We start from the raw sequence: 21,475 nt of genomic DNA on the forward strand, positions 1-21,475 counted from the left end.
CAAAAAGGTCCCGCATTGCTGCAGGACCTTTTTTATTTGTGTGTAGTGTGGGAGCTACTGGATTCGAACCAGTGACCCTCTGCTTGTAAGGCAGATGCTCTGAACCAGCTGAGCTAAGCTCCCGTAAAGATCTTTTGGAGGTGTTGTATTGTAGTGTGGGAGCTACTGGATTCGAACCAGTGACCCTCTGCTTGTAAGGCAGATGCTCTGAACCAGCTGAGCTAAGCTCCCTCTTAAAGATCTTTGGAAAAATATGTCAAATTACTGTAGTGTGGGAGCTACTGGATTCGAACCAGTGACCCTCTGCTTGTAAGGCAGATGCTCTGAACCAGCTGAGCTAAGCTCCCTCTTTTGTTTCTTACCTATCGTCCCTTTCGTTCGATTGGATCGCAAAGGTATAAACTATTTTTATTCTACCAAATATTTTTTGAAAAAAGCAGGAAAAACGAAACCGGGGCACATTATCACACTCCTCCCAAACCCTTTACCACACATCATTACAGGAAAAATAAAAACCGGATTCAATTTTATAAAGATGCCTGCATTTTTTTGCACTTATATATATTTCTCATCAATAATGTGCATGATTATCTGTCCGGATATTTTTTATTTTTTAGAAAGATAAAGGGAGACAGAAGCCGGTATACCTGCTTTTATCTCCCTTAATATTAAATCAAATCTCTTATTTCTTTTTCTTCTTTTCCGCCTTCTTCACAAAGCCGCCTTCAAAGAAGCATTTGATACCACGATAAGCGCCGCAGCCGCCTATTTCGCGGATATTCACCCGGTTGCCGGTAAACTGGAAAGCAATACCACAGGAAGATTCCTTGTCCTTGTATTCGCCCCGGTTGCCGCCAATGTAATGTCCCCGGCCGCTCAGTTCTCCTTTACAGTTGCCATTATCTTTTGAGAAGGTGATGAAGAACTGGAAAGACTTCGTATCCTCGCCATCACGGATGGATACGATACTCATGTCGCCGGCCGTATAATCGCCGGAGAATTTATGTTTACGGGGCAGTGTATCAATCGGGTTGAAGATCTGCCCGGCGTTCGTAGGTCCGTTGGAGTTAGTCATGATAAGCGTTACCGAACCATCGGGATTCACCATGTAAAAATCTTCTCTCAATGCGCTCCGGCTGCCCGACAATTTTGTTTCGCTGCTGATCTTCACTACATTTTTACTGTCTATTACCAGGGAGGTAACCGTACCATCCGCACTACCGGTGTTGGCTACACGTATCCTGTTGAGGTATTTCCCTTTTTTATCCAGGAAGCAGAGATAGCCTACAGATTGTGACCTGCCGGCTGCTTTCACAGTCATATAGTTTACTACGCTGCCGGGAATCCGCTGCAGCGGGAAATATTTCACCGGTTCATTCTTGCCGAAATCACCTTTTGTCAGCGTATCTGTGAGAAACCGCATGGCAGCGGTATCCAGCCGCAGCGAATCCGGTTGTTTCAACTGGAGCGTATCCGGTGTAAGCCTGTAGGGCAGGGTGCCAGGCGTAAACAATGCCTGGAAGTCTTCAAATGTCATGGGCTCGTCGCCGCTGCCTGATTTCTTCTTCGATTTGCAGGCTGCCAACACGCCGATTGCCAGTAATAATAAAAGGAAACGCTTCATTAGAAAATTTAATTCTGGGCGAAAAGTTAGATATAATTTTTATATGTGCGCGTTAAAAATCAAAAAACATACCGGATAGAGAAATGTTCAGATTTATTATTTAGATTTGTCTAAATAATATTTTAGATAACATGAATTTATCGATCGCAGAGGAAAACCATATCAAATCAATTTATAAGCTGCAGGAAGGCGACGCTGTAGTAACCACCAACGCATTGGCCTATGAACTGGATACAAAGCCTGCATCGGTAACAGACATGGCCAAGAAGCTGAAAGAGAAGAAGCTGATTGAATACGAAAAATACAAAGGCATCACCCTTTCGGCAGACGGCAGAAAAGCCGCCCTGCAAATTGTACGGCGCCATCGCCTGTGGGAGTGTTTCCTGGTAGATAAACTCTCCTTCAGCTGGGAAGAAGTGCATGAGCTGGCGGAAGAACTGGAACATGTACGCAGTGAAAAGCTCACCAACCGGCTCAGCGAATTCCTCGGAAACCCGGTGATAGACCCTCATGGCGACCCTATCCCTGATGCCAACGGAAAACTGGCCAAACCACGCCCGCAAACCTCACTGGATCAGGCCAACGCCAAACGACTGGTAGTTACAGCCGTATCAGACCAATCCACCGCGCTGCTGGCCTTTCTCAACGCCAAAGGAATTAAACTGGGCACCCAGCTGGAAATAGTAGCGCATTACGAATACGACAATTCTATAGAAATAAAAGTAAAAGGGCAACCCGCCATTACCATCAGTGAGCAGGTTGCAAAAAATATAATGGTCAGACCCGTTTAATTATCAGCAATATACTATGAGCATCGAGCATACACATTCATCAGCATCGTTAAGTGAGGTACATCAGAGTGTAGAAACGAGTGGAAAATCCAGGTGGAAAAAAATCTTCGCCTTCTTTGGCCCCGCCTATCTCGTAAGCGTGGGTTATATGGACCCCGGCAACTGGGCCACCGACCTGGCCGGCGGCAGCCAGTACGGTTATAAACTATTATGGGTATTGCTCATGAGTAACCTCATGGCATTGCTGCTGCAAAGCCTGAGCGCCCGGCTGGGCATTGTGCGCGGCCGCGACCTCGCACAGGCTAACCGGGAAACCTATCCGCCGGTAGTGAATTTCATCTTATATGTATTGGCGGAAATCGCCATAGCAGCCACCGACCTGGCAGAAGTACTGGGAATGGCGATCGGTATCCAGCTGCTCACAGGGCTGCCGCTGGTATGGGGCGTAAGCCTGACCGTGCTGGACACCTTCCTGCTCCTGATCCTGCAACGCTACGGCATCCGTAAAATGGAAGGGTTTATTATCAGTCTTGTTGCCATTGTAGGCGCCTCCTTCCTGGTAGAACTGATCCTCGTGAAACCCCAGATGCACGAAGTAGTGCGGGGTTTTATTCCCACCATCCCGGACAACACCGCGTTGTATATTGCCATTGGCATTATCGGCGCCACCGTGATGCCGCACAACCTGTACCTGCACTCAGCACTGGTACAAACGCGGAAAATAAAACGGGACGACGCCGGTATCAAGCAGGCCATTAAAATGAACTTTATCGACAGCACCATTGCCCTGAACCTCGCGTTCCTGGTGAATGCTGCGATCTTAATACTTGCTGCTGCCGTATTTTTCAAAAGCGGCCGAACAGATGTGGCCGAAATCCAGGATGCGCACCGGCTGCTGGATCAGCTGCTGGGAAGCAAACTGGCGCCTATCCTGTTTGCGGTGGCGTTGATTGCAGCGGGTCAGAGTTCTACGGTAACCGGCACCCTGGCCGGGCAAATTGTAATGGAAGGCTATCTCCGCCTGCGTATTAACCCGTGGCTGCGGCGGCTTATCACCCGGCTGCTGGCCATCATCCCCGCACTGCTGGTGATCCTTATTTTCGGCGATGAAGAAGTAGGTGCGCTGCTGGTGTTCAGCCAGGTATTGCTCAGCTTACAACTTGGCTTTGCCATCATCCCGCTCATCCATTTTGTAAGCGATAAAAAAACGATGGGTACCTTTGCCATCAAGCCCATTACTAAAATTTTCAGCTGGCTGGTCACCAGTTTATTGGTGTACCTTAATATGCGGATGGTATTATCAGAAGCCTTTGATTATATGTCTGGTACCGGGAATATTTTTGTAGACGGATTAATTATAGCCGGCTGCCTCGGCTTTGTGGTGCTGCTTTTCATCACCATCGTGTATCCGCTGCGCCGCCGCTACCGCGAAGATGCCGCCGCCGGGATCCATACCACACAGGTATCGCTGGGCGATATGGAGAAGCCTACCTATCAATGTATTGCGATGGCCCTGGATTTCTCGGAGCGCGACAAGGATATTGTGACCAACGCCATTGCTCACGGGAACGAACACACGCAGTATATCCTTATTCACATTGTGGAAAGCGCTTCCGCCAAATACTTTGGTAAAGATTCGGACGACCTGGAAACACGCCGCGACCAGGAACAGCTGGATACCTATATTGCCCTGCTGAAAAGCCGCAACATCAGCGCCAGAGGCGTGCTCGGCTTCCGCCGGCGCGCCCGTGAAATTGCCCGCATTGTACACGAAGAAAAAGCGGACTTCCTGGTACTGGGAGGCCACGGCCACAGGGGCTTTAAAGACTGGCTGTATGGCGAAACAGCTAACCAGGTGCGTCACCAGGTAAAGATCCCGGTGCTGGTAGTGCAATAAAATTTTAAATGTATGCTTCCGTTATTCAAACCCGGTGATACCAAATATTTCAGCCGCATCGTGCGGCCGGAAGACTGTGCCTCATTTGACAGCGGGCATGTGCATCCCGTATACGCCACCTTTGCACTGGCGCGGGATGCAGAATGGTGCTGCCGTTTGTTTGTACTTGATATGAAGGAAACATCGGAGGAAGGCATTGGCACCCGGCTAACCGTGGAGCATCTCTCCCCCGCTTTAACCGGCAGCCGGGTGGACTTTACAGCCGTGATCACACAAATACAACATCATGAAATCACCTGTAGTTACGAGGCCGTTTGCAATGGCCGTATCGTTGCTACAGGTATACAGGTGCAGAAAATTCTTTCTAAAGAAAAATTGGAGAAGTTGTTTACGCAGTAAGATCGCCTTCGGCGATTGCGAGTTTTGTCTTTCCCAGGATTAAACTGATTATACTGATTTCGCTGATTTTATTTTTTAGGATTTTATAAAAGATTTTAAACGATCAGGGGAGATATAAGCGAAAGTATCCGCTTATATCTCCCCTGATCATTTAAAATTCAAAAAGTCAAATCCCGGAATCAGTATAATCAGTTTAATCCCGGAAAAGACAAAATCCGCTTCGATCCGCTATAACCCAAGCGCCGCCTTCAGGCGCGGGTAACCGGTTTTGCTCACCAGCACCCTGGCGCCGCTGCGCAGTATAGCCAGGTGGTTTTCTTTTTCGTAGGGGTCTATACGTGTTACCTGGTTTACGTTGAGTATATAAGAGCGATGCACCCGCGTAAACTGTTGCGGGTCCAGCATTTTTTCGAAGAACGACATTGTTTTATTTTTCAGGAAGCTACCTTCCTGGGTTACTATTTTCACGTAGTCGTCTGCTGCTTCCAGGTAATGGATATCCTGTACCGGGATGATTTTGATTTTACCATTGATCTTTATTACCACGCGGTTGCTTTGCAAAGGTGTGGCAGCAGCAGTTTCCAGCAACGCTTCCGTATTGGTGGCTGCAGGTGTTTGAAAATGATCCAGCCATTTTTGTACGGCCTTATCAAAGCGATCGCTGGAAAAAGGTTTCAGCAGGTAATCGACCGCATGCACTTCAAAGGCCCTGATAGCATGCTCTTCAAAGGCTGTGGTAAAGATCACGGCAGGCATATTTTCCACGAGTTCCAGCATTTCAAAACCGGTGATCTTTGGCATTTGTATATCCAGGAAAATGATATCCGGCTGATGCTGTTGTATGGCCTTTAATCCTTCAAATCCATCATTGCATTCCTGTACCACTTCTATTTGCGGGAAGCTTAACAGGTATTCCTTCACCACTTCACGGGCCAATGGTTCATCATCAATTAATACTGCTTTTATCATGCGATTGTGGTACTTTAATAATGGTAGTAAATATATTATCAATGGCCGTGGTTTCCAGCAGGTCCTGCCGTGCAAACAGCAGGTACAGCCTGCGTTGTATGGAAGTTAAGCCGAAACCGGTTCCTTTATTGGGTTGCTGCAGTTCGTTGTCGAACGGATTTTGTATGGCGATATACAACATGTTATCCTGCAGCCATGATTTTATGCTGATGGTGATATCACCGGTGGTATCGTATAGTCCGAACTTGATCGCATTTTCTACTACCGGCTGCAGCAGCATCGGCGGCATCATCATTTTATCTGCTTCCTCATAAGGCACAACGTTGGTGGTTAAACGATGCCCGAAACGTACTTTCTCTATATCCAGGTAAAGCTGCAGGTAGTTCAGTTCTTCCGCGAGTGTGATCCACTGGTCATCTTCACGTTTCAATGATCCTCTTAAAAAGTCGGAGAGCTTCAGTACCATTTCGCGGGCTTCTTTTGGCCGTAGCATGATGAGCGCATTGATGGAGTTGAGGCTGTTAAACAGGAAATGCGGCTGCAGTTGCTGCCGCAGTTTAAAGAGTTCTGCTTCTCTTACAATCCTCTCAGTAGCTTCTTTGCGTTGGCGGTATTCCTGTTGTTCTTCCTCATCGTACCACATCTGGCTCCTGAATCCGATCCCTGCAATCAGCATGCATCCAACAATAGCATGAACGGGGATGGCATTGTTCAGCCAGTTGAGATACGGTACATCTTCCGGGAAGGCGGATACCAGTATCCAGCGGCTCAGGCACACCCACAATACAGACAATGCAAAACTCAGAACAGCTACATAGCCAAACTTCATGGTGCCATCTGCCGGGCGGTAATAAGCCACGTTATGGCTTATTACAATACCGGCGGCTCCCAGTAGTATAACGTGCACTGCACTGTCTGTGACCGATTGCCAGAGGGGAAGGTCGAACCAGTACCACAGCAACCCGCCATACAGGAACATCCAGATGGCGAAGGAGGCGAGAAAAGCCCACCAGGCATTACCTTTAATCAGTTGCTTTACCAAAGAAGGTGATTTATCAGTTATACGTTAAGTTCAAAGTACTGTTGTCCCTGTAACTGTGCAGATTTCATCTGCAACCAGGCGATGTAGGAATTGGGGTCACCCGGCTCTTCGATGCGGGAGTACAATTCCATACCGTCTGTCAGCTGATCCAGGGTATATACTTCCGGTACGTTGATGAACTTCCATTGTACCAGTTCCTGTTGTTGATTTTTAAAAGCATATTGTTCCTGCATACCAATTTCGCGGGCCTTATCGCAGGCGTCTTTCTTGGTAACAGCGCTGATTAATCTTAATTGTTCATCAAATTGCGGGGTGTGATTGCCTTCACCGCAGATGATCTGATATACAACTTTCGCAACAAACCAATGCATAAAATTAAAATTTAAAAGTTCGAGAAGATAGAATACAGGTTGAGATATGGATGTTTAATGATCAGTAACTTTTTATTTCCACGCCACCGAATACGCAGGCTCCTTTAAGGATCAGCAGTTTATCAATGGGTCCGGCAGGTATCACACTGTTACTACGTTTATCTTCCACACCACCGAGGATGGCGTCGATATCCACCTGCACTTTCCAGTTGGCCGGTACAATGATTTCGCAACCACCGAAAACGGCTGAAACGTCCATAGTAGCGGTGCCGTTGATATCGGCATTCATGAAGTTAATGACGGCACCTCCAAAGACAGCGCTTACGTCGCCTCCCTTAAAGTTTTTAGACATCACTACTTTATTCACGCTGCCAAAAATAGCGTTGGCGCTCAGCGTATCTTCCCCGGTGGCAAATTCCTCACTGGAGCCGAAGCTGTGTTTTTTGGACGGCCATTCCGGATGGTGATAACTCTTTTTAAAGATCAGCACAATACCCACCAGGATCAATGCTACCGGCCATATAAACTGGGCGGTGTTATATGGCAGATGAAGTATTTCGCTTGCCAGGAAAATTCCGCCTACCAGGATCATCACCACCCATCCCCCGAATCTGAAGTTATGCTTTGCCCCTATAACAATACCAACCGCTATCAGGATCATTTGCCAGGAGAACAGCCAATGGGGCAGGTCGAGATCCAGGCGTTGTAATAACAGGCAGGCACCAACGATGATGAAAACCGCACCGCCTATAAAGCGGCCTTTTCTTCTTGATGCGTCGATATCTTCGTTTTTCATTTGTTTTACTATTTATGATACAAATGTAGAACGGCACGCTGTTATTGGAAACAGGGTTTAGGCTAATAAAGTACCCTCACCGGTAAAAAGCAGGAAATCGCCGGTGAAAACGGCGGGTTATATTTCTACCGTTACCAGGGCATCGTTTCCGGCCAGTTTTACGAGGATGGCTTTCAGCTGCTGTACCATAGGATCGGGGCCACAGATATAGAAATGCTGGTTGAAATCCCTGATCTTCCCTTTCAGGTAGTTTTCATCGATGGTATGGTGGTCGTAGCCGGGAACTTCCTGTGCGGTGAGCGTGTTAATGAAACGGTTGCCCAGCATTTCTTCAAATTCATCTTTTAAAATAATATCTCCCAGGGTTTTATTGGAGCAGATCAGTTGGTTATTGCCCAGCTGGCCTTTGTGCTGCAGGTCGCGCAGGATGGCAATGAAAGGGGTAACGCCTGCGCCGCCGGCGATGAAGGTGCCTTCCCCGTTGTAATGAATGGTACCCCATACATCGTGGAGGATCAGTTCATCTCCGGCTTTCAGTTGGCCGAGTTCATGGGTAACGCTGCTATGGTCGTCGTAGATCTTGATAGTAAATTCCAGGTGATCCCATTCGGTAAGGCTCGTAAAGGTAAAGGGGCGTCTTTCTTCTTCCCATCCGGGTTTATTAACCGCTACTTCTGTAGCCTGGCCGGGTACAAAGGTATATCCGGCGGGCTTTTCCACGGTGAATTGGCGGACGTTATGTGTTACGGGGGTAACAGCCAGGATTTTTACGATATGGCTTTCCATTGGTTCAGGTTTTCTTTAATATGAATGTAGGATATTTTCTTTCTCAGTGCAATGCCTGTTGCAACAAAGGCAGCAGGGCTTTGGCCCAGCGGCTGTAATCCTTTCCGGAGGGGTGCAATCCGTCTCCCGCCACCAGTTCGGGATCGTGAGCGGCTTCACGGGTAAAGTGCGTGATATCCAGGTAAGGCACCAGCCATTCTTCAGCAATGGCTTTATTGGCCGCATTATACGCATCTATTTCCCGGCGGATCTGTTCCCGGTCGCGATCCGCCGCAAATGGCGTTACGCCCCAGTCGGGAATAGACAGCACCACCACATGGGAAGGATTGTTGCCGGCAAAAACAATTGCCTTTTGCAGCAGGGCGGTAAATTCAGTTTCATATTCCTCCACGGAGCGGCCGCGGTATTGGTTGTTTACGCCTATCAACAGTGTTACTATATCGTAAGTTTTACTTATATGAGTAGCGGCAATACCCGCTTCCAGTTCGTCGGTGGTCCACCCGGTAGTGGCAATGATCTCCGGATCTGTTACTTCAAAGCCTTGTTCCCGGAGCAAAGCGGCTGCCTGTACAGGAAAACGTTCGGAGGCGGAAACTTGTTCACCTATCGTATAACTATCGCCAAGAGCGAGGTATGTAACAGGAATCATGGTGGTATCTGAGATTTGGTTGCTGCAAAAAAATGAGCAGCAAAATAACATTAATCCTAACATAAGCAAAAAGTTATATGCAGGTGTTAAATTTGCTGAAATAAAGGGTAAATCTTACCCCTGCGTAAACGGAAAACCCTTACCTTTGCACGCGATTACAACAATTACGTAACGCATAAAGAAACCGTTTTATGCCGGCAGAAAAAATATCGATGAACAATGGCCTGTTACAGGTCCCTGCACAACCCATCATCCCATTTATAGAAGGCGACGGAATAGGTCCGGACATCTGGAGAGCCAGTGTACGTGTATTCGACGCAGCTGTAGAGAAAGCTTATGGCGGTGATAGGAAAATTGAATGGAAAGAAGTACTGGCGGGTGAGAAAGCCTTCCAGCAAACAGGTGAATGGCTGCCCAAGGCTACACTGGATGCACTGAAAGAATACCTGGTGTCTATCAAAGGTCCCCTGTCTACTCCCGTTGGCGGTGGTATCCGCTCCCTGAACGTTGCTATGCGCCAGGAGCTGGATCTCTACGCCTGTGTAAGGCCCGTACGCTGGTTCAATAAAGTACCTTCCCCGGTGAAACACCCGGAGAAAGTGGACATGGTGATTTTCCGTGAAAATACGGAAGACATCTATGCCGGCATTGAATATATGACGGGTACGCCTGAAGCAAAGAAACTGCTCGATTTCCTGCAAAATGAAATGGGTGTTAAAAAGATCAGGTTCCCGGAAACATCTTCCCTGGGTATTAAACCGGTATCTATTGAAGGTACAGAGCGACTGGTACGCGCTGCTATCAGCTATGCGCTGGAGCACAAACGTCCGTCACTCACCCTCGTGCACAAAGGCAACATCATGAAATTCACCGAAGGTGGTTTCAAAAACTGGGGCTATGCACTGGCAGAAAGAGAATTCGGTGATAAAGTATACACCTGGGAACATTGGGAAAAAACCAAGAAAGATCTCGGTGAAGAAGAAGCCAACAAAGAACTGAAAGTAGCCCTGGCAAAAGGCAAGCTGCTGATTAAGGATGTAATTGCGGATAACTTCCTGCAACAGATCCTGCTGGCGCCACAGGACTATTCTGTAGTAGCTACGCTGAACCTGAACGGCGATTATATTTCCGATGCACTGGCTGCTGCAGTAGGCGGTATTGGTATTGCCCCCGGCGCCAACATCAACTATCTGACCGGCTACGCTGTGTTTGAAGCCACACACGGCACTGCACCCCGCTTTGCCAACACCAACACCATGAACCCTTCCTCAGTGATCCTGAGCGGCGTAATGATGCTGGAATACATGGGCTGGAAAGAAGCAGCTGAAATCATTGTTCATGGCCTCAGCACCGCTATCATGCGCAAACGCGTTACCATCGACTTCTACAACCTGATGGATGATGCCACCCTGGTGAAGACCAGCGAATTTGCGGATGAAGTGATCAAGCAGATGCAACACTAAGCATTCTATCTTTTTAATATAAAGGGAGATGGAAACGGATAAACCCGTTTTCATCTCCCTTTTTTTAACCAAGATAAAATCCGGTTAATTTTGTTTTTTTCACAGCTATTCGTATTTTTCGTGATTATCCCGATTGGGACTCGCTTGAATAATTGTTGTGAAAAGCTTTTTAATCTAATTTTAAAAAACCCGAAATGGCAGAAAAAATTAAAGTTGCTAATCCGGTAGTTGAACTGGATGGTGATGAAATGACACGAATCATCTGGAAATTCATCAAGGATAAACTGATACTTCCATACCTGGATGTTGAAATTAAATATTATGACCTGGGCATGGAACACCGCGATGCTACCAACGACCAGGTAACTATTGATGCAGCCAATGCTATCAGGGAAGTAGGCGTAGGTATCAAATGCGCTACCATTACGCCGGATGAAGACCGCGTAAAGGAATTCAACCTGAAGCAGATGTGGAAATCTCCCAACGGCACTATCCGTAATATCCTGGATGGTACCGTATTCCGTGAGCCAATTGTAATGAAGAATGTTCCGCGCCTGGTGCCTAACTGGACTGCCCCGATCTGTATTGGCCGTCATGCTTTCGGTGATCAGTACCGCGCTACCGATTTCGTTACAAAAGGAAAGGGTAAACTGACCATTAAGTTTGAAGGCGAAAATGGTGAAGTGATCGAACACGAAGTATACAACTTCAAAGGCGATGGCGTTGCATTAGCAATGTACAATACCGATGAATCTATCAAAGGCTTTGCCCGTGCATGTTTCAACCAGGCACTGATGAAAAAATGGCCTTTATACCTGAGCACCAAGAACACCATCCTGAAAAAATATGATGGCCGTTTCAAAGATATCTTCGAAGAAATCTATCAACAGGAATTTAAAGCTGAATTCCAGGCACATGGCTTAACTTATGAACATCGCCTGATCGATGACATGGTAGCCAGCGCACTGAAATGGCATGGTAACTTTGTATGGGCCTGTAAAAACTACGATGGCGACGTACAATCTGATACCGTTGCACAAGGCTTTGGCTCTCTCGGCCTGATGACTTCCACCCTCATCACTCCTGATGGTAAAACAATGGAAGCAGAAGCCGCACACGGTACTGTAACCCGTCACTACCGCGATCACCAGGCTGGTAAACCTACTTCCACCAACCCTATCGCTTCCATTTTTGCATGGACCCGCGGTCTGGAATTCCGTGGTAAACTGGATAACAACCAGCAACTGATCAAATTCTGCCAGGCACTGGAACAGGTTTGTATCGAAACCGTAGAAGGTGGTAAAATGACCAAAGATCTGGCCGTTTGTATCCACGGAAACAAAGTAGAACATGGTAAACATTACCTGTATACTGAAGAGTTCCTGGAAGCACTGGATACTGCACTGAAAGCGAAACTCGCGTAAGTTGATAAAGACAATAAAAAAAGCAGCGGATAATGTATCCGCTGCTTTTTTATTTTAACAAGATGGAGTTCTTACAACTTCATCTTCTTTCTTAATACTTTATCTTCTCCATAAATATCATCATAGAAAACAAGATTACCGTTTTGCCCTTCTGCGGTAAAATACCGCAGGTAAATAGGAATATGTTTGGGCAGATCTACCTGTTTCTTTTCCTGCCGCGCCAGCCATACACGAACACTATCTCCGCTATGCCGTAAGCTGTCCGCCCGCACCAGGTACTGCGCCAGGCTATCCCATTGCTGCACCCGCACGCAACCATGACTCATAGCACGCATGGAATTTTTAAACAGTCCGCGGTTATTGGTATCATGCAGGTATACGCTGTACTTATTTCTGAAGTTAAATTTCATGATGCCAAGTGAATTGTCGATACCATCCATCTGGCGCAGCACATAAGGGAAATGGCCCTTGCCGAGTTTCGACCAGTCGATGGTATAAGGATCCACTGCATTACCATCTTTATCTATTACTTCCAGGTTCTTGGACGCAAGATAACCGACATTCTTTTTAATAGCCGGCAGCATTTCCTTAAACACAATACTGTAAGGTACCCGCCAGTAAGGGAACATCATGAAGTTGGTCATGTAGGAATTGAGCAGCGGCGTACGGGTGCGGGGCGTGCCCACAATTACGCGCGATTCCAGCACCACTTCCCCGCTATCCACCACCTTCAGGTTATAGCCGGGCACATTCACCAGGATATACCGCGAAGGCAATGTATCCGGCAGTTTACGCCAGCGGTCGAGGTTTACAGCGGCCTGCATGATCCAGTCGTGCATAGAGCGGTTCATGGCCATCACTGTTCTTTTCCCTGCTACCCCATCGGGATAAATATTAAACTCTTTCTGGAAAGCTTTCACACCGGTTTTCAGCAATGCAGAATCCAGCTCGCGGCCCGTGGTATCGAGATGACCGCTTTGCACCAACCGGTTGATCACCAGTTGCCGGAATCCCAGCGTGTCGGTATAGTTGAGTGGTAACGTATCCCAGTGATAGTTTTCGTATTTGGCTTTGAAAGACTGAATCCCTTCTTTCAGCGCAATGTATCCTTCATGTGAAGGCTCCAGTGCATGCAGGATATTTGCTACATTCTTTTCTTCCAGTGCCTGCCGTAATTGCGTGATGAGTTGTTCATCAGTAAACGCCGAATCCTTTTTAAGGGTAATGCTATCACGCGGAGCAACGCCGTAGCGCAGATCGGAGGCCATTTTCATGAAGGCGTCTGTCATCAGCACATCTACTTTTGCCCATAAGGCGGCATCTTTTTTTGCAGTAGCGTCGTTGGTGATTTGTTCCCAGGCGGCGGTTAATGCGGGCTCGTGATATTGCGCGGGTAGCAGTCCTACGTCTTCCGCATGCTGGATCATATACAGCATGGAATCAGCCGCAGGATTGGTTATCCCGTTCTTTGACCACTGGCCTGCCGGCTTATCGGCGCCGTAAAATTCCTGTATAGCTGAAGGACGGAATGATTGTAAACTGTCTTCCAGTTCACCATCGTTATCTTTCAGGGCTGACAGTCTTTCAGTGATACTTTCGGTAATCACTTCGTCTAATTGTCTGATGTTTGCTACAATCTGTTTTTGTTTGGGGGCGGTATGCTTTTTTTTATTTACACAGGCTAACAACAAGCACACTCCAGATCCGCATAACAAACTGATAATAAAAATTTTATTCTTCATCTGCAGTAAATCGCTATGGTAAAGATAGGGATTTACAAATACTGTGCTGAAAATTTTTGGAGATAAAAGAGGCAAAGGCATTTACGGGTTTCTTCAATATTGCTACCGGAAACTTTTGTGCTGTTTTCAGGAAAGATGTTTTATGTTCGGTATCACAAAAAATGAAAAGAAGAAGTGATATTATGAAATGTGACACCATATAAATGCTACGGTGAATGACAGACCAGAAAAATTGTTTGCTGCAAGCAAATCATGATACCCGGTTTTCCATTTAATACGGGGCAAATGAAAAATGCCATCATATAACATTTATTACTAAATTATGGCTACCCAAAAAGGGCCATAGTGTATGGGGAGTGTATGGGAAGTGTATCATGAGTGTATGGTGAGTGTATGGGAACAGTATAGGGAGTGTATGGGAACAGTATAGGGACTATATAGGAACTGTATAGGAACTACAACACATACACGAGTCCTAAGTATCTGAGAAGTATCCGAGAAGTACCCAAGAAGCAACTCCAATACGTAACATTTTTTAATAATACAAAAGCCGCAGACATTACATCTGCGGCTTTAATTATTTCCCCCCTGCTAATACTACCTGCAACAATCCTTTTTCACAAAAAGCGACTGAATAAATTTCAATATGCTTACAACAACTTTCTTCATGTCCGGATTTTTTTAAAAAGAGAAGCCACGGTGTGCAGCAGCTTCTCTTTAAACTAAAACTAAAACAACTAACTTCTATATCTTATCTAATGGTATACGTTCAGGAGCTTTCAATTGTTTAAACTTACTTGGCGTAAGACCAGTTACTTTTTTAAATTGCGCTGAAAGATGTGCTACGCTACTGTATCCCAGCTTGTAACTAATTTCACTTAAGCTTAATTCATTGTACACCAGCAACTCTTTTACCCGCTCTATTTTCTGTTGAATAATATACTGTTCAATGGTAGTGCCTTCTGTTTCAGAAAAAAGATTACTGAGATAATGATAGTCCTTCTGCAACTTCCCTGCCAGTAAGGTGGAAAAGTTTTCTTTCATCTCATCCAGCTCTGAATGATGCACTGCCTGTACAATAATACTTTTGATGCCTGCAATCAGCTGTTGTTTTTTATCATCTATCAGTAAAAATCCTTCCTGCTGAAGCGCTTCTGATAACCGGTGCAGTTGTTTCTCCGAAACGGCGCCTTCAACAGTTACCTTACCCAGTTGTATATCCTTAACATCCAGTTGCTGCGCGGCAAGAGTGGTAGTAACTACTTTGATGCAGCGCGGACAAACCATATTCTTTATAAACAGATCTGTTGTTGCCATCGGTTACTTTTTGATATTAAAAATGTTATGCTCCACCCTGATTAAAAAAGAGTTGGAGGTATTCCTTGCCATATCCCCGGTTAACTGCGTGCGGTAAGACAAGTCCAGCCTTGTAGTACTGTTAAAAATAAACTGCACTGCGGGCGCTATGTCCAGGTAAGAACCCCTGCCAACCGCGTCTGTATTGGTTTTGCCCAACAGCTCCACGTAGAGGTTTAAATTTGTTTGCTGAAAGCTTTTATACTTCACCGGCAACACCAGGTACCCCGCAGAGAGACTATAATTTACGGAATTCCGGGAGAAGTCGTCCGGAATATTATCCTTCACATTGTTCATATAACGGGAATAACCTAACGTTGTAGACAATGCCAGTTTATGTAACAATTGTGTAGCAATAATGCCCCCGTTTACGCCCGACGTAGCCCCTTCCAGGTCCAGCTCCTTATTATCATACGGCCGCATGGCATGCGCGCCATCAGGCATTTCCGGGTAGTACGGATTGTTGATCACGGAACCTCTTACATATGCAGCCATGCGGAAATGCGCGTGCTGCTGATCCAGCGACAGGAAGCGGTATTTGGCGTAAACCCCGCCGCCTTCAAGCTTTACGGACGACTGCATCATGTTGGAAGCGTATCCCAGCACATGCAGCATAAGCTTTTTATTGGCGCCCCACATCACTTCCGGCTCAAAGCGCATCCCGTTATCGCCGGAATGCTTCATGTTGAAAAACTTATTGGAGAGCCTGATCCCCAGGGAGTTGGCGGGCATATTGCTCGCCGGCTCCGTATTCACGTATAACTCCTGTGCGGCTGCTATTCCCCCGCTGGCTATGATGACCAGGGCTATTATTAAAATTCTTTTCATATACCGGCCGGCTATTAAATGGTGACGTGATAAATTCTTTTCGAAGCAGTGGCTCCGTCAGATTTGCAGCAGTCACCCATCATACCTGTTTTATAGCAGGGCATAGTGGTTTCAGTACTGAATTTTTTAAATTGTTTGGCAGAAACAAAATCTTTGTCGATTACCGTGATGTCTTTATCACCGGACAATACCTGGTTTTTTACATCCATAAAATGGAGGGTGCTGCCCGCAAATGCCACATGCGCATCATTTTGTACGCTCACGGCATCGAAGTTGGCGGTCATCACCAGTTTACCTACAGAAAAACCGGCATCTTCCACTTTATCTTTAATAGCATCGATGCTCACCGGCGCACCGGCTTTGAAGGTAAGAATGAAGGTAGTATTATCGAGATCGGTATCTATTTTATCAACAAAAGGCAATGATTCCAGGGCCTCGTAAGTGGCTTTTGAACACATGGCGCAGGTAAGGCCGGTAGCGTGTACGCTGGCTTTTTTAAATTGTGCATTTGCGCCGAAAGATATGCCCAGTGCGAGCAATATAATGGATACTATTTTCATGATCTGATGAAATAAAATTGAATAAAAAGATGAATAACAGTTAAAGTAATAGCTGTGCTGTAATACAGCAACAAACACTACATTAAAAACTGCATCAGATCAGGAAAGTACAATTCCGGAGGAAAATGGGCGCCGACGGGATGTCTGGCGGATCGTGGGGACGGCTGAGAAGGAGCGTTTCCTGCACCGGCAAAGCGGAAGCAGGTAAAACCCTTACCGGCAGCTGCATATCTGTAACGAGGTTGGAACCGGCCTGCAGGGCTTTGGCAGCCTGGTGCGACTCGGTGACCTTACAGAACTTAAATTCATCTTTACAGCAATCCATGCCTTTCGATGACTTTCCGCATTTACCGCAGTGATCAGCCGGAGCTTCCTGCAGGTCTACAGATGCCAGTTTGCCCATGCAGTAGTGCACGTTTACTGCAAACCCGCTGGTGAGCGTGATATACAATACAGCAAATAATATGGCAGAAAATCGCTTCATGATGAATCACAAAGATAAGAAAAAAAATGACCGGGATAGTGTTGCCACCATACCGGTCATCATATAGTTATATGTAATTCCTAGTTAATAAACCACCATCTGAGGCCCACCCTGAAGGCGAAGTTATTATACGGATATAACGGTCCTGCATAATTGTTATCGCCAAAGAAGGTGTTCAGGTTCTCTGCACGCACATAGGCGGAGAAGGATTTGATCCTGAAATTGGCGAATGCAGCAATATCCGGCAAGGAGTTACTGATCTTCGCGGCATTCTGATAAATAAACTGACCGGTGAGCGGGGAATAGTCATCTGCATAATAACCGGTGTTATAGCGCAGTTCAATCCCTGTCATGAGGTTCAGGTTTGTATACAGTCTTTTTTCAAAGGCAAACCGGTTACGGGTCCAGAAAGTAGGAACGTTCAGTGGTCCGTTGCCATGCAGTTGCTGGAAGGCAATATCTACATACCAGTTAAACGGCTTAATGGTAAACTTCTTGCTAAACGTTATCTGTAACAGGTTAAACAGGGAGTTATACTGATCGCTGTGATAGTAGTCTTTGAAATAGGTGTAATTGGTAAACAGGAAATAATTGGCTGTCAGGGTGTAATCCAGCTTTTTGTTTTCGGTGGCAAACTGCAGCTGGGTAATATTCTCCTTCGACAGGCTGGTATTATACCAGGCATCATTGGTACTGTTAAAATATTTGAAGACGTAAGAGGGTTCCTTATTTACGTTGCTGACCGACAGGCGGACATCTCCCAGGAAGTCGTTGATATGTCTTTTTAACATGCCATAAAACCCGTAATCTCCGATATTCTGTCCTACTACATAAAACTCGCCTCTTGCAGAGAAATCCCATTTCTGGTTGCGGGTTTTATTACGGTATTCCCCATGTACGGCCAGGTTAGTGAAATTGATATCTGCATCCAGGAAGGTACCGGTGAGGCTTTCAAAGCGGGCGCCAATATTTATAAAGTGTCCGAGGTTGCCGAGTACCGGGAACTGGATGAGCGACAGATCATTGGAAATCATTTTCCACTGATGTTTGGCGCTTACCGTGTCGCCGGGTAAAAAGTTATAGTGGCTGGAATAAAACGTGGTATCCGGGCTGCTGTCGAGGAATTCGTAGTTATTATTCTGGTAGTTGAACGTATACTGCACACGGAAAATCGGGTTGTACTTATAATAATCGGTGGTATCGTTTACGTGAATACTGTCGCCCCGGCCCCAGTCGTATTGTTGCTGGATGAGGAAACCTGTTTCGCGGTAGTTCGATTTCACCGGTATGCTACCGCCGAAGAAAGCATACGTTGTAGACGCATCATTGCCCAGGTTTACCGGGATGGTTTTGCGTTGCTTATAAGTGCTGTTGGACATGAAGGTATCGCTTCTGATCCCCCCGTTTTCCCCGCCATTGATTTTATTGTAGTAGAAGCTCAGGTAAGTATTGGCGCGTTTGTTTTTGCTCTGGTACCGGGCTGTAAACCGGTAGATATCGTGATTCGTGTTTTGCGAGCGGAAATATCCGGGCGCATTTATTTTGCGGTAGTCGAATGCAAAGTTGAAGCGTTCCGTCCGGTTTTGGGTGTGCGACAGCCCGATAACCTGTTCCTGTTTGCTGCCTACCAGGTACTGCAGCTCTGTGTAAGGGCGTGTAGTATAGTAAAAGCGGGCATCTTTATGGGAATTGGAATATACGTCGTAGGCATGGAAGCCGGCGTCAAAACCGGGTTTCATGCGTGGCGTATAAATCATGTTATAGGCAGCGCTACCGGTGTTACCGAGTGTGGTGTACGAAGACGGTACTTTCAGATAATTGGTCTGAAAATCTGCCACGGAGGAGTCGAGCTTATAATCGGTGGGCTCCCCGAGGATGCGGTAGGTCAACGTCAGCGTATCCGGCTCGTGTTCATGTTTGGATGTATCCCGCTGCATTTTGCTGGTGCCGCCTCCGCCACCGCCCATATTGTTGATGCGTCCCGAGTTAAACTGGGCCACTAATTGATTCCCGCACAATAACAGCAGGGCTATGAAAATGAAAATTTGCCTCATCCGAAAGTAACAAAAGCGTTTATAGTTGCCGGATTAATTCACTAAATATCAGCGTCAGCTTAGGTTCTGCTGCTTTTGCAGCTGCCAGTACCTCTTCATGAGTGATCACATTTTCTTCTTCACGGATACCGATATCGGTGATCACACTCATGGCAAATACTTTCAAACCGGCATGCGCCGCTACAATTACTTCGGGTACGGTACTCATTCCTACGGCATCGCCGCCAATGATGTGCATATACCTGTACTCTGCCCGTGTTTCAAAGGTAGGCCCCTGAACGCCTACATATACGCCGCTATGTAAAGATATATTGTTGGCTGCAGCAATTTTATTCGCTGCATCGATTAACGTTTTGGCATAGGGTTCACTCATATCCGGGAAACGGGGACCCAGCGTGTCCTCATTTTTGCCCCGCAGCGGATGCTCCGGCTGCAGGTTGATGTGGTCCCTGATGATCATCAGATCGCCTACCTGGAAAGATGGGTTCATGCCTCCGGCGGCATTGGAAATAAATAAAGTATGGATTCCCAGGGCTTTCATAACCCGAACAGGAAAAGTTACCTGCTGCATGGAAAATCCTTCATAAAAGTGAAAACGCCCTGCCATAGCCACTACTGGCTTTCCCTGCATAAATCCGAGGATCAATTTGCCGGAATGCCCTTCCACCGTAGATTCGGGGAAATGGGGTATGTCGCTGTACGGAATTTCAATGCTGTCTTCAATTTCCCCTGTCAGGTTACCCAGGCCGCTACCCAGGATAATGCCCGCCACTGGCTTGTTTTGCCAGAATTTGCTGATATATTCCCCCGCTGCTGTGATCTTTGCTGTTAATTCACTCATCTGTTTATACATTAATTAAAAGCCGGATTTAAAAAACAAACCCGCGCAAAGTTATTTTTTAATTCACAAATGACTGCAGTTTTATATTTAAATCATAATGACCTATTTTAGCGGCAAATTTTATTCCGATGAACTTACACGAGTACCAGGCTAAAGAACTGTTGAAAAAATATAATGTACCGGTACAGGAAGGTATTCCGGTGGATACCCCTGAAGCGGCTGCGGAAGCATACAAGCAGCTGAAAGTGCAATTTGGTAATGAATTTGCCGTTGTAAAAGCCCAGATTCATGCGGGCGGACGTGGAAAAGGTAAGATCCGTGGTACGGAACAGAGAGGTGTGGCAGTAGGAAAAAATGCAGAAGATATTAAAAACATAGCAGGAAATATCCTGGGAGGTACCCTGGTTACCATTCAAACCGGCGACGCAGGCAAACTGGTAAACAAAGTACTGGTAGCACAGGATGTTTACTATCCGGGCGCTAACCCTGTAAAGGAATTCTACCTGTCCATCCTGCTGGATCGCGCTAAAAGCCAGAACGTTATCATGTACTCCACTGAAGGTGGTATGGATATCGAAGAAGTAGCACACAGCACTCCTGAAAAAATATACAAAGAATGGGTAAAACCCAATATGACCCTGCAGCCCTTCCAGGCGCGTAACATTGCTTTTAACTTCGGTTTGAGCGGCGAAGCGTTCAAAAACATGGTGAAATTTGTAACCAATCTCTATAACGCTTACGTAGGACTGGATTGCAGCATGCTGGAAATCAACCCGCTGTTCAAAACCAGCGATGAGAAGATCATTGCTGTAGATGCCAAAGTAAACCTGGACGACAACTCCCTGATGCGTCATCCCGACCTGGAAGCACTGCGTGATATTTCTGAAGAAGATCCTACAGAAGTAGAAGCCAGCAAATACAACCTGAACTTCGTGAAACTGGATGGTAACGTAGGCTGTATGGTAAACGGCGCTGGTTTGGCAATGGCCACTATGGACATGATCAAACTGAGCGGCGGTGAACCGGCTAACTTCCTGGACGTAGGCGGTACCGCCAACGCGCAAACCGTAGAAGCAGGTTTCCGTATCATCCTGAAAGATCCTAAGGTAAAGGCTATCCTGATCAATATCTTCGGTGGTATTGTTCGTTGCGACAGGGTTGCCCAGGGTGTAATTGATGCCTACAAATCTATTGGTAACATCACCGTACCTATCATTGTACGTTTACAGGGTACCAATGCTGCTGAAGCAAAAGTACTGATCGAAGAAAGCGGTCTGAAAGTACAATCAGCCATCCTGCTTAGCGAAGCAGCTGCACTGGTAAATAAAGCAGTTAGCTAATCGCCTTCGGCGATAGAAATTGTCTTGGAGCAGGATTACGCTGATTATACTGATTTCAA

At 46.4% G+C, this 21,475-nt stretch carries 20 protein-coding genes and 3 tRNA genes; 6 read left to right on the forward strand and 17 right to left on the reverse strand.

Annotated elements, in window-relative coordinates:
* Positions 1 to 48: 48 nt before the first annotated feature.
* The 4 genes from B5Z18_RS08960 to B5Z18_RS08975 all read right to left on the reverse strand — a co-directional run bounded on the left by B5Z18_RS08960 (position 49) and on the right by B5Z18_RS08975 (position 1,624).
* Positions 49 to 123 (reverse strand) — tRNA-Val (locus tag B5Z18_RS08960).
* A gap of 33 nt (positions 124 to 156) precedes the next feature.
* Positions 157 to 231, reverse strand: a tRNA-Val gene (locus B5Z18_RS08965).
* A gap of 41 nt (positions 232 to 272) precedes the next feature.
* Positions 273 to 347 (reverse strand) — tRNA-Val (locus B5Z18_RS08970).
* A 335-nt stretch (positions 348 to 682) separates the two neighbouring features.
* Positions 683 to 1,624 (reverse strand): hypothetical protein, encoded by a 942-nt coding sequence (locus B5Z18_RS08975; protein WP_079469025.1) that lies wholly within the window; start codon positions 1,622 to 1,624, stop codon positions 683 to 685.
* A 131-nt stretch (positions 1,625 to 1,755) separates the two neighbouring features.
* Here B5Z18_RS08975 and B5Z18_RS08980 point away from each other — a divergent pair, with 131 nt between their 5' ends.
* The 3 genes from B5Z18_RS08980 to B5Z18_RS08990 are packed head-to-tail and all read left to right on the forward strand — an operon-like array spanning position 1,756 to position 4,711.
* Positions 1,756 to 2,415 (forward strand): metal-dependent transcriptional regulator, encoded by a 660-nt coding sequence (locus tag B5Z18_RS08980; protein ID WP_079469026.1) that lies wholly within the window; start codon positions 1,756 to 1,758, stop codon positions 2,413 to 2,415.
* A 16-nt stretch (positions 2,416 to 2,431) separates the two neighbouring features.
* Positions 2,432 to 4,312: an Nramp family divalent metal transporter gene (locus B5Z18_RS08985; RefSeq protein WP_079469027.1), complete on the forward strand. Its 1,881-nt coding sequence runs from the start codon at positions 2,432 to 2,434 to the stop codon at positions 4,310 to 4,312.
* Positions 4,313 to 4,324: 12 nt separating this feature from the next.
* Positions 4,325 to 4,711 (forward strand): thioesterase family protein, encoded by a 387-nt coding sequence (locus B5Z18_RS08990; RefSeq protein WP_079469028.1) that lies wholly within the window; start codon positions 4,325 to 4,327, stop codon positions 4,709 to 4,711.
* 228 nt (positions 4,712 to 4,939) lie between these two features.
* Here the strand turns inward: B5Z18_RS08990 and B5Z18_RS08995 are convergent, their stop codons facing one another.
* From B5Z18_RS08995 to B5Z18_RS09020, 6 genes are all read right to left on the reverse strand, one after another.
* On the reverse strand, positions 4,940 to 5,680 hold the full coding sequence (locus tag B5Z18_RS08995; protein WP_079469029.1) for a LytR/AlgR family response regulator transcription factor: 741 nt from the start codon (positions 5,678 to 5,680) through the stop codon (positions 4,940 to 4,942).
* Positions 5,658 to 6,722, reverse strand: a complete 1,065-nt coding sequence (locus B5Z18_RS09000; RefSeq protein WP_200817219.1) for a sensor histidine kinase — start codon at positions 6,720 to 6,722, stop codon at positions 5,658 to 5,660. Before B5Z18_RS09000 ends, B5Z18_RS08995 begins: the two co-directional genes overlap by 23 nt.
* A gap of 17 nt (positions 6,723 to 6,739) precedes the next feature.
* A complete protein-coding gene (locus B5Z18_RS09005) occupies positions 6,740 to 7,093 on the reverse strand; it encodes a DUF4288 domain-containing protein (RefSeq protein ID WP_079469030.1) in 354 nt (117 codons plus the stop codon).
* Between the two features lie 61 nt (positions 7,094 to 7,154).
* A complete protein-coding gene (locus tag B5Z18_RS09010; protein ID WP_079469031.1) occupies positions 7,155 to 7,889 on the reverse strand; it encodes a LiaF transmembrane domain-containing protein in 735 nt (244 codons plus the stop codon).
* A gap of 117 nt (positions 7,890 to 8,006) precedes the next feature.
* Positions 8,007 to 8,675: an FAD-binding oxidoreductase gene (locus tag B5Z18_RS09015; RefSeq protein WP_079469032.1), complete on the reverse strand. Its 669-nt coding sequence runs from the start codon at positions 8,673 to 8,675 to the stop codon at positions 8,007 to 8,009.
* A 43-nt stretch (positions 8,676 to 8,718) separates the two neighbouring features.
* Complete coding sequence (locus tag B5Z18_RS09020) at positions 8,719 to 9,324, reverse strand: SGNH/GDSL hydrolase family protein (protein WP_079469033.1); 606 nt, start codon at positions 9,322 to 9,324, stop codon at positions 8,719 to 8,721.
* A gap of 191 nt (positions 9,325 to 9,515) precedes the next feature.
* Between B5Z18_RS09020 and icd the strand changes: the two genes are divergently transcribed.
* Together icd and B5Z18_RS09030 are read left to right on the forward strand one after the other, a co-directional pair.
* Positions 9,516 to 10,787 (forward strand): NADP-dependent isocitrate dehydrogenase, encoded by a 1,272-nt coding sequence (icd, locus tag B5Z18_RS09025; RefSeq protein WP_079469034.1) that lies wholly within the window; start codon positions 9,516 to 9,518, stop codon positions 10,785 to 10,787.
* 194 nt (positions 10,788 to 10,981) lie between these two features.
* Positions 10,982 to 12,211 carry an NADP-dependent isocitrate dehydrogenase gene (locus B5Z18_RS09030; RefSeq protein WP_079469035.1) on the forward strand — a complete coding sequence of 410 codons (1,230 nt, stop codon included), beginning with the start codon at positions 10,982 to 10,984 and terminating at the stop codon, positions 12,209 to 12,211.
* Between the two features lie 71 nt (positions 12,212 to 12,282).
* Here the strand turns inward: B5Z18_RS09030 and B5Z18_RS09035 are convergent, their stop codons facing one another.
* From B5Z18_RS09035 to B5Z18_RS09065, 7 genes are all read right to left on the reverse strand, one after another.
* On the reverse strand, positions 12,283 to 13,818 hold the full coding sequence (locus B5Z18_RS09035) for a L,D-transpeptidase family protein (RefSeq protein ID WP_159454241.1): 1,536 nt from the start codon (positions 13,816 to 13,818) through the stop codon (positions 12,283 to 12,285).
* Positions 13,819 to 14,697: 879 nt separating this feature from the next.
* Positions 14,698 to 15,270 carry a helix-turn-helix domain-containing protein gene (locus tag B5Z18_RS09040; RefSeq protein ID WP_079469037.1) on the reverse strand — a complete coding sequence of 191 codons (573 nt, stop codon included), beginning with the start codon at positions 15,268 to 15,270 and terminating at the stop codon, positions 14,698 to 14,700.
* 3 nt (positions 15,271 to 15,273) lie between these two features.
* Positions 15,274 to 16,137, reverse strand: coding sequence for a hypothetical protein (locus B5Z18_RS09045; protein WP_079469038.1), 864 nt, complete (start codon positions 16,135 to 16,137; stop codon positions 15,274 to 15,276).
* 14 nt (positions 16,138 to 16,151) lie between these two features.
* Positions 16,152 to 16,697 (reverse strand): heavy-metal-associated domain-containing protein, encoded by a 546-nt coding sequence (locus B5Z18_RS09050; RefSeq protein WP_079469039.1) that lies wholly within the window; start codon positions 16,695 to 16,697, stop codon positions 16,152 to 16,154.
* A gap of 94 nt (positions 16,698 to 16,791) precedes the next feature.
* Positions 16,792 to 17,181 carry an HYC_CC_PP family protein gene (locus B5Z18_RS09055; protein ID WP_079469040.1) on the reverse strand — a complete coding sequence of 130 codons (390 nt, stop codon included), beginning with the start codon at positions 17,179 to 17,181 and terminating at the stop codon, positions 16,792 to 16,794.
* Between the two features lie 80 nt (positions 17,182 to 17,261).
* The gene (locus B5Z18_RS09060) at positions 17,262 to 19,235 is read right to left on the reverse strand and encodes a putative porin (protein ID WP_079469041.1); all 1,974 of its coding nucleotides are present in this window, start codon (positions 19,233 to 19,235) and stop codon (positions 17,262 to 17,264) included.
* Between the two features lie 19 nt (positions 19,236 to 19,254).
* Positions 19,255 to 20,076: a purine-nucleoside phosphorylase gene (locus B5Z18_RS09065; protein WP_079470018.1), complete on the reverse strand. Its 822-nt coding sequence runs from the start codon at positions 20,074 to 20,076 to the stop codon at positions 19,255 to 19,257.
* 128 nt (positions 20,077 to 20,204) lie between these two features.
* Between B5Z18_RS09065 and sucC the strand changes: the two genes are divergently transcribed.
* On the forward strand, positions 20,205 to 21,416 hold the full coding sequence (gene sucC, locus B5Z18_RS09070) for an ADP-forming succinate--CoA ligase subunit beta (protein ID WP_079469042.1): 1,212 nt from the start codon (positions 20,205 to 20,207) through the stop codon (positions 21,414 to 21,416).
* Positions 21,417 to 21,475: the final 59 nt, after the last annotated feature.

Origin of the sequence: Chitinophaga ginsengisegetis (assembly GCF_900168065.1) — a bacterium.
GTDB classification, from domain to species: Bacteria; Bacteroidota; Bacteroidia; order Chitinophagales; family Chitinophagaceae; genus Chitinophaga; species Chitinophaga ginsengisegetis.

Coding starts and splice junctions, on each gene's coding strand:
- B5Z18_RS08975 (WP_079469025.1), bottom strand. CDS start 1,624: ATGAAGCGTTTCCTTTTATTATTACTGGCAATCGGCGTGTTGGCAGCC.
- B5Z18_RS08980 (WP_079469026.1), top strand. CDS start 1,756: ATGAATTTATCGATCGCAGAGGAAAACCATATCAAATCAATTTATAAG.
- B5Z18_RS08985 (WP_079469027.1), top strand. CDS start 2,432: ATGAGCATCGAGCATACACATTCATCAGCATCGTTAAGTGAGGTACAT.
- B5Z18_RS08990 (WP_079469028.1), top strand. CDS start 4,325: ATGCTTCCGTTATTCAAACCCGGTGATACCAAATATTTCAGCCGCATC.
- B5Z18_RS08995 (WP_079469029.1), bottom strand. CDS start 5,680: ATGATAAAAGCAGTATTAATTGATGATGAACCATTGGCCCGTGAAGTG.
- B5Z18_RS09005 (WP_079469030.1), bottom strand. CDS start 7,093: ATGCATTGGTTTGTTGCGAAAGTTGTATATCAGATCATCTGCGGTGAA.
- B5Z18_RS09010 (WP_079469031.1), bottom strand. CDS start 7,889: ATGAAAAACGAAGATATCGACGCATCAAGAAGAAAAGGCCGCTTTATA.
- B5Z18_RS09015 (WP_079469032.1), bottom strand. CDS start 8,675: ATGGAAAGCCATATCGTAAAAATCCTGGCTGTTACCCCCGTAACACAT.
- B5Z18_RS09020 (WP_079469033.1), bottom strand. CDS start 9,324: ATGATTCCTGTTACATACCTCGCTCTTGGCGATAGTTATACGATAGGT.
- icd (WP_079469034.1), top strand. CDS start 9,516: ATGCCGGCAGAAAAAATATCGATGAACAATGGCCTGTTACAGGTCCCT.
- B5Z18_RS09030 (WP_079469035.1), top strand. CDS start 10,982: ATGGCAGAAAAAATTAAAGTTGCTAATCCGGTAGTTGAACTGGATGGT.
- B5Z18_RS09040 (WP_079469037.1), bottom strand. CDS start 15,270: ATGGCAACAACAGATCTGTTTATAAAGAATATGGTTTGTCCGCGCTGC.
- B5Z18_RS09045 (WP_079469038.1), bottom strand. CDS start 16,137: ATGAAAAGAATTTTAATAATAGCCCTGGTCATCATAGCCAGCGGGGGA.
- B5Z18_RS09050 (WP_079469039.1), bottom strand. CDS start 16,697: ATGAAAATAGTATCCATTATATTGCTCGCACTGGGCATATCTTTCGGC.
- B5Z18_RS09055 (WP_079469040.1), bottom strand. CDS start 17,181: ATGAAGCGATTTTCTGCCATATTATTTGCTGTATTGTATATCACGCTC.
- B5Z18_RS09060 (WP_079469041.1), bottom strand. CDS start 19,235: ATGAGGCAAATTTTCATTTTCATAGCCCTGCTGTTATTGTGCGGGAAT.
- B5Z18_RS09065 (WP_079470018.1), bottom strand. CDS start 20,076: ATGAGTGAATTAACAGCAAAGATCACAGCAGCGGGGGAATATATCAGC.
- sucC (WP_079469042.1), top strand. CDS start 20,205: ATGAACTTACACGAGTACCAGGCTAAAGAACTGTTGAAAAAATATAAT.